Genomic DNA, 14,840 nt, shown 5'->3' with positions numbered 1-14,840 from the left:
GTGTTTCTATTTGATGTTTGCCATCAATATGCAAACGGCGATATAGATAAACATGATTGTAAATGCGTAAAATATTGCCGTAGACATTTCATTATCCGGTCTGATTTTTTCGTTTTCCATGATCATTTCAGTTTAGTCTATTAAGTTGCAAAACAGCACCCTCGACGACGATGGCCGTGTTATATTAAGGAACTGGCTGCGAGCTGATGGAAAACCTTTTCATCAAGCTTGTAGCGGTCATTTAATGTAAGACTGCTCCGCGCATTGAAAAGGACATGATTAACAGCATTGTACATCAGCCAGTAAGACGAATCCTGGTCGAGGAGCCGCTGCTCCAGTTTGAGTCGCTCATAAGCTTGCTTGGCCAGTTGAACAGGAATCGGCAGTGTTTTTAGCAGTTTTTCATCCGCTCTGCCAAAGGATTTTTGCTGAAAATGTTCATATACAGTGGTCGTCAGGGTAGGGCTTTTGTAATCCTGCCCAGCCAGCAATTCATACAGCTGCTCCTGAAACAGTTCAGGTGCTTGCCGCCTGCTCTGGTGGATTTTTCGGCCGGCTGCATCTTTTTTTGCGATGGCACTGCTGTTGGTTCCTTGTTTTTTTTCTTTCCCCTGCCCGCGTTCCTCCAACCACGATCGATATTTTGGGAGTTCGGAAAAGGAGTCCGCCCATCCCATTAGCCCATTCTGGCAAACTGCCCGGTACATGCTCGTGCCCGGAAGTCCGGAACCATCCAGCATGGCCGTCAATGTTTTGCCTTGTACGCTAAATGGGGTTTTTCCATTATAACTATTCGTCAAGATCATGCTCCGCTGCAACTGCTCACCGCCAATGGAGAGCTGCTCAGGAAAAATTATATTAATGCTGAATTCACCCGTAGACGTATATTTAATTTCCAGTTTATAGTCTGAAAATAGCTTGTCGACAACTTCTCTGATTATTATGTTAGGTATGATGGCATAGTCAGCGCTTTGAATGCCGAAAATCGTTTTAGTCCCTCGAAAAGGCTGACCAACGATAAGTTGCTGCTTATCAGTGGCCATGATTTCATAGTCCGGCAATAGGTCGGCCAGCCACACTGAATTTACAGGGTAGCAGATTTCATCCCATAAAGTAGTGAATTGCGGCTGAGCACTGAGGTAAGTCATTTTCTTGTTTTTGTATTTTTACAGTTGTAAATTTACTGAATATAGTTTTGCAAAGAAAATAAAACTGAAAAAATGTTTTGGCATGCTTAAATCAAATCCGTATATAACAGGAAGTTACAGCATGCCAGTCCTCATCTTGAAATTCTAATCAACAAATACTCATGGAATTCGAAGTCATCGTTTCACTCTTGTCGCTGGTCGCTTTGGAGGCGGTTCTTGGCATTGACAATGTCATTTTTATATCAATCATCGCGGCAAAACTTCCTGAAAACCAGCAGAAGAAAGCGCGGCAATATGGCCTGGTACTCGCAGGTGTGATGCGGATCGGGCTTTTGCTTTTGATTTCCCTCATTATGAAGCTGGACAAAGATCTGTTTGTGATTTTTGGTGAAGGGTTCTCAGGAAAGGAGCTTGTTCTGCTCGCAGGAGGATTATTTCTGCTCTACAAGAGTTCGACTGAGATTTATCACAAAATGGAAGGGGAGGAGGGAGACCAGAGCAAACAGATCAAAGCTTCGTCTTTCGGGCAGGTCCTCACGCAAATACTGATCATGGATATGGTTTTTTCCATCGATTCAATCATCACCGCTATTGGTATGGTAAAGGAAGTTTGGGTAATGTATGTAGCAGTTATTGCAACGGTAATATTAATGCTGGTAGCAGCTGAAACGATCAGTAATTTTGTAAACCGGCACCCTGCATTCAAAATGCTGGCTTTGTCATTTTTATTACTGATTGGCTTCTCATTGGTCAGTGAGGGCTTTGGGCTTGAAATTCCGAAGGGCTACATTTACTTCTCTATGGCATTTTCACTGCTGGTGGATGTATTCCAGATGCGCATGAACAAATCTAAAAGCGCGCCTGTGAAAACCCATGAACATTATCAGCCAGGTGAAGATCGGCTTCTACCATAGTTTTTTTAGAAAATATAAAAAGCACAAGCTTTTATCCTTAACCTTTTCGTATGAAAAAAATATTTCAGTGGAGTTATATTGCACCTATTATTGCCTGGATTTTTTACCTGATGCTGCCTATTGGCTCAGGCTTTCTGGTCAACTCGTTAGCCGTAGTTGCTTTGATCGCAGGTGTATTTTCAGCCGTGCACCATGCTGAGGTAGTCGCACATAAAGTGGGCGAACCTTATGGAACAATTATACTTGCAGTAGCGGTAACGCTTTTGGAAGCTTCGATCATCGTATCACTCATGTTGACAGGAGGAGCCGGTGCAGATACTTATGCGCGTGACACCCTGTTTGCAGCCGTTATGCTCATATTAAATGGCATTCTGGGTATTAGTATGTTTTTGGGTGCATTGAAATATAAGGAACAGAGTTTTGAGACGAAAAGCGTTACAATTGCCTTGGTCAGCCTGGTGTCTATTTTAGTACTTACCCTGGTACTGCCTAATTTTACCACCAGTATCGCCGGACCTTCCTACAGCACGCCACAGCTAATCGCCATTGGCGTTTGCTGCCTGGTCATTTACGGGTCTTTTATTTTTACGCAAACCGTCCGGCACCGTAAGTATTTTCTAACAGAAGTTTCAGGCCAGGAAAAAGATGTTTCCAGAAGCGAAGCCCTGATAAGCCTGGCTTTTTTACTCATATGTCTGGGCGTAGTTATTTTCCTGGCCAAAAACCTTTCTCCGGTAATTGAAAGCGGAATTGTAGCAGCCGGTTTGCCCACAGCATTAGTAGGGGTGGCTATTGCAGCTGTTATCTTACTACCAGAAGGCATAGCTGCTATCCGTGCGGCAAGACGTGGCCAATATCAGACGAGCATCAATCTCGCATTAGGCTCAGCGTTAGCAAGTATAGGGCTAAGTATTCCTACTGTGGTCATTGTTTGTACAATAATGGATTTGCCACTTATCCTCGGTCTGACCATGAAATCCATGGTTCTGCTGGTTCTTTCAATTTTTACGGTAATGCTTTCGCTTAATAAGGGACAAACCAACAGCTTATATGCTATCGTGCTTTTGGTCAATCTCATGATGTATATCTTTACACTCGTATTTCCTTAAAGCCATTTATAGTTACCCTTAGTCACTATTAAAAATACTTTGACTCACTTTTTTCTGACAGCCAGAGGTGTCGTCATACCAAACATGGTCCATTCGAAAATTAACCTAGTGCCTTTTTTGCAAAAATGGAAATGATCATACCAGGAATTGCTAAAATGATTGCAAAATATGTCAAGCTCATGGGAGAATAACTTCCGAGCAATACACCTGCTGCGGAAGTTGCGATCATAATAGATAAGTTAAATGCAGAAGATTGAACCGAAGTGGCAACGTCTTTTCCACTTTCTACCTGTCTGCTTACGGCTGCCTGCAGTAAGGTCACTAATGGGCCAAAAGAAATTCCCCATAAAAAGAAAGCAACATGAGCTACTATTGTCTTTTTACCAAATAGCAATAGAACAAGCATAGAAATAATTACGAGTGCAAACATCGCTGTGGTAAGCAGCCTCAGATGTTTGTCGGTGTATTTTATGGCCAGCAATACTGAAATCAAAGACCCTGATCCAAAAAGTAGTAAGGCACTTTCTATTCCACCTAGCAATTCAATTTCATCAACAAGCCTGGTATTGGAAGCAGCAAATCCGGCGAGCAAAATCAATATCAGGATTTTACGGTTAAATTTCAGGGTTACCGAAACAAGTGGGATGGCAAAGATAGCAGACGCAATTGCGTAGTAGCCTACCAGATTACCTCCTTGTAGCTCACTGATATTTAAATCGGAATTTATCTGCGGCATCACACCGGATGGCATTAACTCAGAAAGAATCCCGACAAATGTTACAGACGACATCAAAATCATGATCAGCCAGGGAAACGCATTTGTACTTCCGGCTATCGTTTGTTGATTGCTCAATGTAGATTCTTTTTGTAGTTATTTAAAATTATGGTTTTTACGTCATTCTTTCTATCTGGCATATTCAGATTCTGATAATTACTGATATTGTTGGTGCATGAATGAGGAGAATTTAGCTTTGTAAAGATTATATCCTTGCATATTAACTAATTGTTTGTCCGAATCTTATAGCTTATGTATGAGGTGTTTTTCAGAAAATTCAACGAGAAGATACAGCTGAGCGAATCAGAAGAGTATGCCGTGAAACAATTTCTGACGCCGAAAAAACTGCGGAAGCGTCAATACCTGCTACAGGAAGGAGATATCTGCAAAACTGTAGCATTTATCGAAAAGGGAGCTATGCGCAGTTACATTGTGGATTCTGATGGACAAGAGCACATTTTTTCGTTTGCGCTGGAAGGTTGGGCGATCGGCGATCTATCCAGTTTTTTGGCGGAGCAGATCTCAACACAGAATATAGATGCCCTGGAAGACTGCGAGCTAGTTTTGATCAGTAAGTATGCACATGATCAGATGCTAATTTCGGTGCCCAAGTACGCAACATTTTTCAGGATATTGATGACCGAGGCCTACATTGCACTCCAGAAAAGAACGCTGAGCATTATCAGTATGTCTCTGGATGATCGATATAAATCTTTTATTGACCAATATCCTGACATTGTCCAGCGTGTCCCCCAGCATATGATTGCCTCTCACATGGGACTTTCCCCCGAAACATTGAGTAGGATCCGCAGCAGGATCGGCAAAAGTCAATAGCTTCCCTTTGCTTTCCCCTGATGGTTTATCTTGACCAAAATCAATGGAATTTCTTGATCAGACTCATCGTCCCATGCAGGCTCATTGAGGTAATTTGTGTATCGAAATGACACAAGTGAGCTTGTCGATACTGCTCGTTTCGACCCTGTTGTAGCAGGCAAGCTAGGCGTAAGCTTTTCATAAAAACTGCCGTTACAGGCGCAATTGGTATGACTACATTAACAGCATTCAAACATTTTACAAATGAGCTTCCAGACCAGCAGCGACCGATGCCGGTCCTGTTTATAGGCCACGGCTCACCGATGAACGGCATTGAAGACACTGCGTTTAGCAGAAGGTGGGCACAAATGGCCAAAGAAATTCCTACGCCAGCTGCCGTGCTCGTGGTATCTGCGCACTGGTTTACTAACGGCACCAAGATCACAGCAATGGATTTTCCTGAAACAATCCATGATTTTGGTGGATTTCCGCCGGCACTTTTTGCTGTACAATATCCTGCGCCGGGCAATCCAGCACTAGCCAAAGAAGCTACGGGGCTCATTCGTTCCGCAAAAGTGGAGCTTAATCATGACTGGGGACTTGACCATGGCACGTGGACGGTGGTAAGACATATGTATCCGGAAGCTAAAATTCCAATGCTTCAACTGAGCATTGATTACACCAAAGGGCCTCAATACCATTACGATCTGGCAAGGGAACTAATGGCGCTGCGAAAAAAAGGAGTGCTGATCATTGGCAGCGGAAATATGGTGCACAATTTGAGAATGGTAGCCTGGGACAAGCTTAGCGTGCAGGGTTATGGATATGACTGGGCGTTGCAAATCAATGAGCAGTTCAAAGCCCTGATCCAGGAAAATGATCATAAGCCTCTGATCAATTACAGTCAGTTGGGAAGGGAGGCTGCACTGGCCATCCCGACACCGGAGCATTACCTTCCTCTGATGTATACATTGGGCTTAAAGGTGGGAAAGGAACCTGTTTCCTTTTTCAACGACCAGGCCGTTGGCGGTTCAATAACAATGACGTCTGTAAAAATTGGCTAATAGCTTAATAAACAACGAGAAATTGGGGGGTATACTTTTATTAATAACTTTTGATCCTTACTTAAAAGAAAATTATATCATGGAAAAACATAATAGTGTTAATACCAGGCTTAGCTCGAAGGTAGACATTCAATATCCTGAATTTACAAAATTGCCAGAGCTAGTAAGGCAAAAGTTTGAGGGATTGCCTACGAAAGTGAATTTCTTCCGGATGCTTGGTTATAGCCCTGGTGCGTTCGTGGAAGTGATCGATCTAACCAATGCCATTTTTAAGAATCTGACCATATCAGATTACCATAAGGAATTGCTTGTTTTGCTGGTTGGTGCCCGTACAGACTGTGACTACGAGTGGGAGCAGCACGTTTCCATTGCACAGGCAGCGGGTGTAAGTGAGGATCAATTTATTGCTATTGCTGCAAACCGGATTGATGCCGGCGAGGTATTTAAAGAGCCCGAACGCGTGCTGCTGCATTTTGGGAACTGCATAATCGAACAAGGCAAAGCGCCTGGCGTTATTTTCAACCATACGCTTGAACACTTTTCAGTGGAAGAGTTGTCGGATGCCATGATTGTCATTGGTTTTTACCGGATGTTATCGGGCTATATTCAAACTTTTAACCTTCCAGCTGATCCGCAAGAGGATGGAAATTGGGTAAAAGCATAAAGAAGATTAATAATCAACTAAAAGAGAAAGTCATGAAGAAGAAAATTGGATTTATAGGTTTAGGCACGATGGGCTTTCCTATGGCTGTTAATTTGAAAAAAGCAGGTTTTGAAGTTATCGGTTATGATGCTTTCAGAGGAGTTTATCAAAAAGGTGAATCTGCCGGAATCACAATGGTTGGAACCTTGAATGAGGTTGCCCAACAGGCAGATGAAGCGATCATTTCGATGGTTCGTGACTACGATCAGAATGTAGCCGTTATTTTTGGTGAGGCTCGATTGTTGACTGCACATACCAAAGGTAAAACCATCATTGTCATGAGTACGCTTGATCCCGATTCCATGAACGAATTGGGAAAGAAGGTGGAAGAAGAAAGTGAGCTGCAATTAATCAGTGCAGCAGTAAGTGGTGGCGCTTCGGGCGCAGAAGCTGGGACATTGTCTATTATGACATCTGGCCCGGCAGAAATCGTGAAATCTTTCCAGTACTACTTTGATGCGATCGGGTCTAATACATTCTATACGGTGACAAACCAGGTAACAGCCAGGTGGCTAAATTGGTCAATAACATGATCCTGGGCATTAACATGAATGCGGTTGCCGAGGGGCTTAAACTGGGTAACCATTACAATTTACCCCAGACAGAAATTCTGAATCTGCTGAAAGTGAGCACAGGCGATAGCTGGGTGGTCCGTAATTGGGATGACGTTTCGCAGTGGACGGCAGATACAGCTCTGGCTGTACTGCTAAAAGGCCTGAAATCAACTTTTGGAGAAGGGTTAAAACATAATATTGCTCTACCATTCAATGCATTGTCATCGACACAGTTGTTTGATGCTATGGGAAAAGAAAAACCTCAAGCTTAATCATCATTTTAGTTTATTCTCGCTTTCTTCATAATGTTCGTGTGTAGCAACAGGTGTTCCGGTTTTATTCATTTTCATCTGGAAAACATCTACCAAAAATGAGAATGCCATCGAGAAGTAAATGTATCCTTTTGGTATTTCAATCCCGAAGCCTTCGGTAATCAGTGAGAACCCAATCAACAAGAGAAACGAAAGTGCAAGCATTTTAAATGCTGATGCTTGTTTACAAAATTACAGATCGGTTCTGCCGCTACCAGCATGATGATTACTGTGACAATAACGGCAACATACATCACCCATACTTCTTTGACCATTCCAATGGCAGTAATAATGGAATCAACGGAAAAAACCATATCTATAATCAGGATTTGGATAATGACCTCGCGGAAAGAAGATACTTTAATAGCCTTGGTCTGGTCCCCGGATTCTCCTTCCATTTTATGGTAAATTTCGGTCGAGCTTTGTGGAGCAGGAATAAACCTCCCGCCAGCAATACAAGGTCGTTTCCGGAAAATCCATTGCCAAAAATTGTAAACAGGTCCTGATCGAGTTTCAGGATAAAAGAAATAAGCAGCAGTAGAACCAGCCTTAAAACACCTGCGAGGATTAAACCATATTGCCGTGCCTTCTTCTGCTGATCTTGTGGAAGCCGTGCGGCTATAATGGAAATAAAAATGACATTATCAATCCCTAGAACGGCTTCCAGGGCCAGAAGGGTACCAGCGAAATAATGATCTCAAAATCCATAATTGTAAACGATTTAATCAGGCATGATTATTAAAGAAATACAATCTATCTGGTTTTATACCGTCAGGATATATTAAGATTTTAATTTATTCTGGCTTGTATTGAAGTATGTATTTTTTATATACATTGGAAAAACATTCACTTAAATCTATGAATGGTTATGAACAATCTTCAATCCGTTTCCATGCAGCAGACTCCTCAATTCGTCGCTGCAATTAATTGGGACTAGCTGAATTTAGAAAGCCTGCGATCACCCTTGCGTGATCAATTTTTCACCTTTCCCCATTACTGGTATGCACAAAAAGGTACAGCGCTCACTGACAGTTTTGTCGTTAACATCTTTTCTTCTTTTCTCCTGTCAGGAAAAAAAGAAGGAAAATGGAAATGCTACGGAACAAATTAAGGACTATCCCGTTCTGACGATTGCACAAAGGTCGATCACACTAAACAGTGAATTCCCGGCAACCATCGAAGGGCAGCAGGATATTGAGATCCGTCCGAAAATTGATGGATTTATAGAAAAGATTTTCGTTGATGAAGGTGCTACTGTGAAAAAAGGGCAAGCGCTGTTTAAAATCAATGCCCCTCAATATGAACAGGAAGTAAGGACTGCACAGGCGAATATTAAAATCGCAGAAGCAGACGTCAATGCCGCGCAAATGGGTGTCAATAAGGTGAAGCCATTGGTCGAAAAGAACATTATCAGTAAATATGAGCTTGAATCTGCGCAGTTTACCTTGCAAGCAAAACAAGCGGCGCTCGCACAGGCTTTCGCTGCGCTTTCCAATGCGCGAACCAATTTGGGCTACACCACCATTGCAAGTCCTGCAAATGGCATTGTGGGCTTAATTCCTTATAAAATCGGCAGCCTTGTTAATAGTAATACACCCGAACCATTAACCACAGTTTCAAACATTGGGAACATTTACGCCTATTTCTCGATCAATGAAAAACAGGTTTTGGCATTCTCCAAAAACACGAAGGGCAATACAACGAAAGCCCGGATCGCGACAATGCCATCTGTCTCCCTGGTTTTAGCCAATGGAACCGTTTTTTCTGAAAAAGGCCGGATAACTACGACCAGCGGTTCTATCAATACAGAGACAGGCTCGATTAGGGTGCGGGCAACTTTTCCTAATCCTGGAAGCATTATACGCAGCGGAAGCAGTGCGACTGTCCGCATTCCTTCCCGGCTTGATTCGGCCATTGTCATCCCGCAAAAGTCGACCTACGAAATACAGGGGAAAAAGTTTGTCTACCGTGTTTCGGCAGACGGCATCGTTAAGAGTGCGGAAGTTGGCGTACTGGACAATAATGATGGGCAGTTCTTTGTTGCCCAAACCGGCCTTGCCGTAGGGGACAAGATTATCTTGGAAGGGGTAGCGTCGTTAAGGGAAGGGGCAAAGGTTATTTCCAGACCAGTAAAAGCGGACAGTGTTTACGCCAAAAACTTGTAGGTTATGTTCAATCGATTCATTGATCAGCCCGTACTGTCGACAGTCATTTCCGTACTTATTGTCATCCTTGGTGTGTTGGGGCTAATTTCCCTGCCTATTGCGCAATATCCTGAGATCGCTCCGCCTACTGTCGTTGTCTCCACTTCATATCAGGGTGCCAATGCCGATGTGGTGCTCAATAGTGTGATTGTGCCATTGGAAGAACAGATCAACGGCGTGGAGGACATGACTTACATGACATCCTCGGCTGGGAACGATGGCACAGCGCGGATTACAATCAACTTTAAGCTAGGCACAAACCCTGACCTTGCGTCTGTAAATGTGCAGAACCGTGTCGCGCGCGCAACTGCGCTCTTGCCGCAGGAAGTTACGCGCTCCGGTGTAACGACGGCCAAAAGCCAAAGCAGTAACCTTGTGATTTTTTCCTTATACAGCGAGAATCCCGCCTATGATCAGACATTTTTGCAAAACTATGCGGAGATAAACCTGGTGCCCTTAATTAAGCGGGTATCAGGGGTTGGAGAGGCGAATGCGTTCGGACGTATGGATTATTCCATGCGGATCTGGTTGAAACCGGATGTGATGGCAACTTATGGCCTTGTCCCTTCGGATGTCAGCACTGCACTGGCAGAGCAAAATATAGAGGCTGCCCCCGGTCAGTTCGGTGAACAGGGCTTGCAATCCTTTCAGTATGTGATCAAGTATTCGGGCAGGCTCAAAGATGCAGGCGAGTTTGAAGAGGTGGTCATCAAGGCCACGCCAAATGGTCAGGTATTACGGCTCAAAGACATTGCCCGCGTGGAGCTGGGCGCGATGAGCTATGCCAGCAGTACGACAACCAATGGCAACCCCTCGGTAGGTGTGTCCATCAGCCAAACAGCAGGCTCCAATGCCAAGGAAGTGATTGAAGGAAGTTTGCAGGTATTGGATAACGCCGCCAAATCGTTCCCTTCCGGTATCAAGTACGTCACGCTGATCAATGCAAACGATTTTCTCGATGCATCTATTGAAAAGGTGATCCATACGCTCATTGAAGCATTCATTCTGGTGTTTTTAGTGGTTTTTATTTTCCTGCAAGATTTTCGATCCACGCTTATTCCCGCTATTGCTGTTCCGGTGGCTATTCTGGGCACGTTTTTCTTTCTGCTGCTTTTTGGGTTCACGATTAACCTTTTGACATTGTTTGCATTGGTTCTGGCCATTGGGATTGTCGTTGATGATGCCATAGTCGTGGTGGAAGCCGTTCACGCTAAACTGGACGAAGGATATACATCCGCACTCAAAGCCACAAAAGACGCCATGAGTGAAATTTCAGGGGCCATCATCTCAATCACCCTGGTGATGGCAGCTGTATTTCTGCCGGTAAGCTTTATCGAAGGCTCATCCGGGGTGTTTTACAAGCAGTTCGGACTTACCCTTGCTATTGCCATTATGCTCTCGGCTGTTAATGCACTTACGCTCAGTCCAGCATTGTGCGCTATATTTTTAAAACCGCATAAAGTGGATGCAAGTCATAAAAAGAACATTTTACACCGTTTTTATGGCTGGTTCAACCGCGTATTCGACAGAACGATTTACCGCTACAAACAAGCCGTTTCATTCCTGATCGCTAAAAAGTGGGCTGCGGGATTGATCATTGCCGTATTTGCCGGCCTTTTTTATTATCTGATGCAGACCACGCCTTCTGCATTTGTACCCAATGAAGATACGGGTTCAATCATGGCCGATATTGCACTGCCGCCTTCGGCATCCACGGAAAGAACAGAGGCTATCATGAAGCAGGTCGAGGCCATTGCGCGTTCGATCCCGGAAGTACAGAATATCTTAAAGATTACAGGTAGAGGCATGATCAGCGGAGTTGGAAGCAACTATGGGATGGTTGTAATGCGGTTGAAACCCTGGGCCGAGCGGGGAGGGGAAGGGCAGGATGTTCAGGCTTTGATCGGAAAGTTGTTTGCAAAAACAAGCGGGATCAGGGATGCCAAGATCATCTTTTTTGCACCTCCGACCATTTCAGGGTTTGGCTCATCGGGCGGGTTTGAGTTTCAGCTGCAAGACAAAAGTGGAAGTGACATTGCCCTATTCTCAAAAATTGGCAATGATTTTCTGGCCGCATTAAGTAAACGGCCTGAAATCCAGTACGCGTCCACTGCATTCAATGTGAATTTTCCGCAGTATCAGATCGATGTGAATGTGGCCAAGGCGAAAGTGGCTGGCATCACTGTCAATGACATCATGAGTACGATGCAGGGCTATTACGGCGGCGTGTATGCATCTAATTTCAATCAGTTTGGAAAACAATTCCGGGTCATGTACCAGGCCGAAGCTGCTTCGCGGGCTAATCCCGAAGGGCTCAGCAACATTTATGTCCGCAATGCAAACGGCCAGATGGCGCCTATTACGGGCTTCATTACCATGAAAAGGGTGTATGGGCCTCAGTCAATTTCCAGGTTTAATTTATTTACTGCTATTGGTGTTACCGGTTCGCCAAATCCTGGGTTCAGCTCAGGCGATGCCATTGCCGCTATCCAGCAAGTGGCCGCCGAGGTGCTTCCACAAGGATATGGATATGAGTTTTCAGGGATGACCAGGGAAGAGATTTCTGCTGGCGGGCAGACCGTTTTCGTTTTCATGCTGGTTATCGTTTTTGTCTATTTGCTGCTTAGCGCACAGTATGGAAGCTACATCTTGCCTTTCGCGGTGCTTCTGTCCCTTCCGATCGGATTGGCAGGAACCTTCCTATTCGCAAGCTTATTTGGTATCACCAATAATATTTATCTGCAAATCACACTGGTAATGCTGATTGGGCTTTTGGCAAAAAATGCAATTCTGATTGTCGAATTCGCAGTGGAACGTAGGCGGCATGGGATGTCGCTGGTGGAAGCAGCTGTCGAAGGCGCACAGGCACGGTTGCGTCCGATCCTGATGACCTCTTTTGCTTTTATTCTGGGTTTGGTTCCACTCATGCTTTCAACCGGCGCAGGTGCAATTGGAAACCGGTCCATTGGTACTGGTGCCGTAGGAGGAATGCTGATAGGAACGCTCATTGGGGTTTTTGTGATACCGGTGCTTTATATCGTATTCCAGTCTTTACAAGAAATGATCAGCGGTCCGCCCAAGCCAATTACAGAACAAGTTCAGGATGATCATTGAAGCGTTTTAATAGCAAGATTATGTATAAAAAACATTTAAAGCGACTAGTTCTGTTTTGTCTGCTGGGTTTGCTGCTTTGCTGTTGTAACATGGTCAGACCCTACCAGAAACCGCTAACAGCACCCGGTAACCTTTACCGAGATGTGGTCACGGCCGACACAAGCGGGCTCGGCCAGCTTCCCTGGAACCGGCTCTTTACCGATACGACTTTGCAAAGCCTGATAAGTCAGGGAATTAAAAACAACCTGAACCTGCAAATTGCTTATACGCGTATTGAGCAGTCCAGGGCCTACTATGAGCAGAGTAGAGCGGCATTTTTTCCAACCGTTATCGGAGATCTTGGCGTGACGCGTTCTAAGCTTTCGGAAGCTCAGGGCTTTGGTATTAGAAACAGTGCAACCCAATATCAGCTGGGCTTATCTTCTGGCTGGGAGGCGGACATTTGGGGAAAACTACGAAGCACTAAACGCGCTAACCTAGCACTTCTATTGCAATCGGAAGCAGGTGCGAAAGCTGTACAAACAAGCCTGGTGGCCGATATTGCCAACTATTATTATGCCCTGTTGGCTTTGGATCAGCAGCTAGCCATTACAAGGCAGACTGTGTCCAATTGGGATACGACGGTGCAGACCATGCGTGAACTGAAAATAGCCGCTGTCGTTACCGAGGCGGCTGTGGTGCAAAGTGAAGCGCAGCGTTATGTAGCAGAAGTGACAATTCCTGACCTGATCCAGAGTACAAGGGAAACAGAAAACGCGCTAAGTATTCTGCTTGCGGTTCCAGCCACGTCCGTCAGACGCGGCACGCTTTGGGATCAGGATACGCTTGATGTATTGCAAACGGGTGTTCCCGCGCTGCTGCTGGCAAATCGCCCGGATGTGCAACAGGCAGAACTTAATCTGAGATATTATTTTGAGTTGACTAATGTGGCCAGGACTTTTTTCTATCCAGCTTTGACGATATCTGGCTCGGTAGGTTATTCGGCTCTGCAACTGGAAAACTTTCTTAAACCAATCTCCCTTGCGGCAAGCATCGGCGCGGGACTAACCCAGCCTATATTCAACAGAAGGGCCAACATCACCCGCCTGGAAGTTGCCAGGGCCCAGCAGAAGGAGGCTCTGCTCAATTTTCAGAATGTGCTGCTTACAGCCGGACAACAAGTGTCGGATGCGATGTCGCTACACAACACTGCCCTTGATAAAATAGCAATCCGCAGCTATCAGTTGGAAGCATTGCAGAAATCGGTAAGCTATTCAGGCGAGCTGCTTCAAAACGGTTTTGCCAATTACAACGAGGTCATTACGGCCCGCCAAAGCTTGTTGCAAGCGGAGCTTGGAAGCATTAATGACCAATTGCAACGGTTGCAATCAGTGGTTAACTTATACAGGTCGTTGGGAGGAGGTTGGGCTAGTCCCTGATATTGTCAGAGTAACCAGTTATATATTATTAAGTTTGAAACAATGATAGACAAACTAATTTCCTACGCCACCGGGTTACAAACCGCCGCTCATTAAAAAGTTAACGGCCATTGCCGCCATTGCCCTTGTGCCTACTACCAATGCTTTTTCATCGACAAAGAATTTGGGATTATGGTTTGGGGCAGCTTTGGCAGGTTCCTCACCATCGGGCGTAACACCAAGAAAAATATATAGACCCGGCACTTCTTTGGCGAAGTAGGAAAAATCTTCCGAAGCCCCCTGCAATGACCCGGGTACCACGCCCGCTTCGGCAGCGCGTTTCAGCACGGGCAGCATTTGGTTAGCCAGGGCATCATTGTTATCTGTGACATCATACATAGGCAAAATGTCCACCTGCGCCTTCGCATAGGTTCCTTCTGCAATGTGCTCAGCAGCCTGCTTAATATCAGCATGAAGTTGCTTGCGTGCCTCAGGGTCATATGAACGGATGGTGCCAACCATTTTAACGGTGTCCGGGATCACATTCTGGCTGGACCCGCCATGGATCATCCCCACTGAAACAACGGCTGGTGACTTTGTCAGGTCGGCGCGTCGACTAACAACGGATTGTAAGCCGGCTATTACGTATGCCGAGGCAACTACCGGGTCAACTGTATTCCATGGCATACCACCATGGCCCTGCTGCCCGCTGACAGTAATGTTCAGCACGTCGC

Annotated in this window: 14 protein-coding genes and 1 pseudogene; 10 read left to right on the top strand and 5 right to left on the bottom strand. The window is 45.0% G+C overall.

The genetic code is table 11. The annotated features are described in order from the left end of the window. Positions 1-179 precede the first annotated feature (179 nt). On the bottom strand, positions 180-1,148 hold the full coding sequence (locus LZG74_RS25720) for a hypothetical protein (protein ID WP_233799323.1): 969 nt from the start codon (positions 1,146-1,148) through the stop codon (positions 180-182). A gap of 161 nt (positions 1,149-1,309) precedes the next feature. Here LZG74_RS25720 and LZG74_RS25715 point away from each other — a divergent pair, with 161 nt between their 5' ends. After that, positions 1,310-2,062 carry a TerC family protein gene (locus tag LZG74_RS25715; protein ID WP_233799322.1) on the top strand — a complete coding sequence of 251 codons (753 nt, stop codon included), beginning with the start codon at positions 1,310-1,312 and terminating at the stop codon, positions 2,060-2,062. A 50-nt stretch (positions 2,063-2,112) separates the two neighbouring features. After that, a complete protein-coding gene (locus tag LZG74_RS25710; protein ID WP_233799321.1) occupies positions 2,113-3,171 on the top strand; it encodes a calcium:proton antiporter in 1,059 nt (352 codons plus the stop codon). A gap of 100 nt (positions 3,172-3,271) precedes the next feature. On the opposite strand, the gene LZG74_RS25705 is transcribed toward LZG74_RS25710, so the two are convergent. After that, the gene (locus tag LZG74_RS25705) at positions 3,272-4,024 is read right to left on the bottom strand and encodes a hypothetical protein (protein WP_233799320.1); all 753 of its coding nucleotides are present in this window, start codon (positions 4,022-4,024) and stop codon (positions 3,272-3,274) included. Positions 4,025-4,198: 174 nt separating this feature from the next. Here LZG74_RS25705 and LZG74_RS25700 point away from each other — a divergent pair, with 174 nt between their 5' ends. The 5 genes from LZG74_RS25700 (at position 4,199) to LZG74_RS25680 (ending at position 7,352) form a co-directional block, all read left to right on the top strand. Then, positions 4,199-4,780, top strand: a complete 582-nt coding sequence (locus LZG74_RS25700) for a Crp/Fnr family transcriptional regulator (protein ID WP_233799319.1) — start codon at positions 4,199-4,201, stop codon at positions 4,778-4,780. 209 nt (positions 4,781-4,989) lie between these two features. After that, a complete protein-coding gene (ygiD, locus tag LZG74_RS25695) occupies positions 4,990-5,823 on the top strand; it encodes a 4,5-DOPA dioxygenase extradiol (protein ID WP_233799318.1) in 834 nt (277 codons plus the stop codon). Between the two features lie 79 nt (positions 5,824-5,902). Continuing rightward, positions 5,903-6,487 (top strand): carboxymuconolactone decarboxylase family protein, encoded by a 585-nt coding sequence (locus tag LZG74_RS25690; protein ID WP_233799317.1) that lies wholly within the window; start codon positions 5,903-5,905, stop codon positions 6,485-6,487. Next, entirely contained in the window at positions 6,472-7,059 is a 588-nt protein-coding gene (locus LZG74_RS25685) for an NAD(P)-dependent oxidoreductase (RefSeq protein ID WP_255699684.1), read from the top strand. Before LZG74_RS25690 ends, LZG74_RS25685 begins: the two co-directional genes overlap by 16 nt. After that, positions 7,035-7,352, top strand: a complete 318-nt coding sequence (locus LZG74_RS25680; RefSeq protein WP_233799315.1) for an NAD-binding protein — start codon at positions 7,035-7,037, stop codon at positions 7,350-7,352. The genes LZG74_RS25685 and LZG74_RS25680 overlap by 25 nt, the downstream gene beginning before the upstream one ends. Positions 7,353-7,355: 3 nt before the next feature. Here the strand turns inward: LZG74_RS25680 and LZG74_RS26465 are convergent, their stop codons facing one another. Both LZG74_RS26465 and LZG74_RS25675 read right to left on the bottom strand, forming a co-directional pair. Beyond that, complete coding sequence (locus LZG74_RS26465; protein WP_310589386.1) at positions 7,356-7,556, bottom strand: hypothetical protein; 201 nt, start codon at positions 7,554-7,556, stop codon at positions 7,356-7,358. Continuing rightward, positions 7,529-8,013: pseudogene (locus LZG74_RS25675) on the bottom strand (TerC family protein). Before LZG74_RS25675 ends, LZG74_RS26465 begins: the two are co-directional and overlap by 28 nt. 379 nt (positions 8,014-8,392) lie before the next feature. Here LZG74_RS25675 and LZG74_RS25670 point away from each other — a divergent pair. The 3 genes from LZG74_RS25670 to LZG74_RS25660 are packed head-to-tail and all read left to right on the top strand — an operon-like array spanning position 8,393 to position 14,127. Next, the gene (locus tag LZG74_RS25670) at positions 8,393-9,556 is read left to right on the top strand and encodes an efflux RND transporter periplasmic adaptor subunit (protein ID WP_233799314.1); all 1,164 of its coding nucleotides are present in this window, start codon (positions 8,393-8,395) and stop codon (positions 9,554-9,556) included. 3 nt (positions 9,557-9,559) lie between these two features. Next, positions 9,560-12,709: an efflux RND transporter permease subunit gene (locus LZG74_RS25665; RefSeq protein WP_233799313.1), complete on the top strand. Its 3,150-nt coding sequence runs from the start codon at positions 9,560-9,562 to the stop codon at positions 12,707-12,709. 20 nt (positions 12,710-12,729) lie between these two features. Then, a complete protein-coding gene (locus tag LZG74_RS25660; protein WP_255699682.1) occupies positions 12,730-14,127 on the top strand; it encodes an efflux transporter outer membrane subunit in 1,398 nt (465 codons plus the stop codon). A 75-nt stretch (positions 14,128-14,202) separates the two neighbouring features. Here LZG74_RS25660 and LZG74_RS25655 read toward each other — a convergent pair. Next, positions 14,203-14,840: M20/M25/M40 family metallo-hydrolase (locus tag LZG74_RS25655; protein ID WP_233799311.1), on the bottom strand; the 638-nt coding region annotated here is incomplete at its 5' end.

Source organism: Dyadobacter sp. CY327, from assembly GCF_021390415.1.
Lineage (GTDB): Bacteria > Bacteroidota > Bacteroidia > Cytophagales > Spirosomataceae > Dyadobacter > Dyadobacter chenhuakuii.
This window is presented reverse-complemented; position numbering and strand designations above follow the sequence as displayed.

Coding starts and splice junctions, on each gene's coding strand:
- LZG74_RS25665 (WP_233799313.1), top strand. CDS start 9,560: ATGTTCAATCGATTCATTGATCAGCCCGTACTGTCGACAGTCATTTCC.
- LZG74_RS25715 (WP_233799322.1), top strand. CDS start 1,310: ATGGAATTCGAAGTCATCGTTTCACTCTTGTCGCTGGTCGCTTTGGAG.
- ygiD (WP_233799318.1), top strand. CDS start 4,990: ATGACTACATTAACAGCATTCAAACATTTTACAAATGAGCTTCCAGAC.
- LZG74_RS25700 (WP_233799319.1), top strand. CDS start 4,199: ATGTATGAGGTGTTTTTCAGAAAATTCAACGAGAAGATACAGCTGAGC.
- LZG74_RS26465 (WP_310589386.1), bottom strand. CDS start 7,556: ATGCTTGCACTTTCGTTTCTCTTGTTGATTGGGTTCTCACTGATTACC.
- LZG74_RS25670 (WP_233799314.1), top strand. CDS start 8,393: ATGCACAAAAAGGTACAGCGCTCACTGACAGTTTTGTCGTTAACATCT.
- LZG74_RS25690 (WP_233799317.1), top strand. CDS start 5,903: ATGGAAAAACATAATAGTGTTAATACCAGGCTTAGCTCGAAGGTAGAC.
- LZG74_RS25720 (WP_233799323.1), bottom strand. CDS start 1,148: ATGACTTACCTCAGTGCTCAGCCGCAATTCACTACTTTATGGGATGAA.
- LZG74_RS25660 (WP_255699682.1), top strand. CDS start 12,730: ATGTATAAAAAACATTTAAAGCGACTAGTTCTGTTTTGTCTGCTGGGT.
- LZG74_RS25710 (WP_233799321.1), top strand. CDS start 2,113: ATGAAAAAAATATTTCAGTGGAGTTATATTGCACCTATTATTGCCTGG.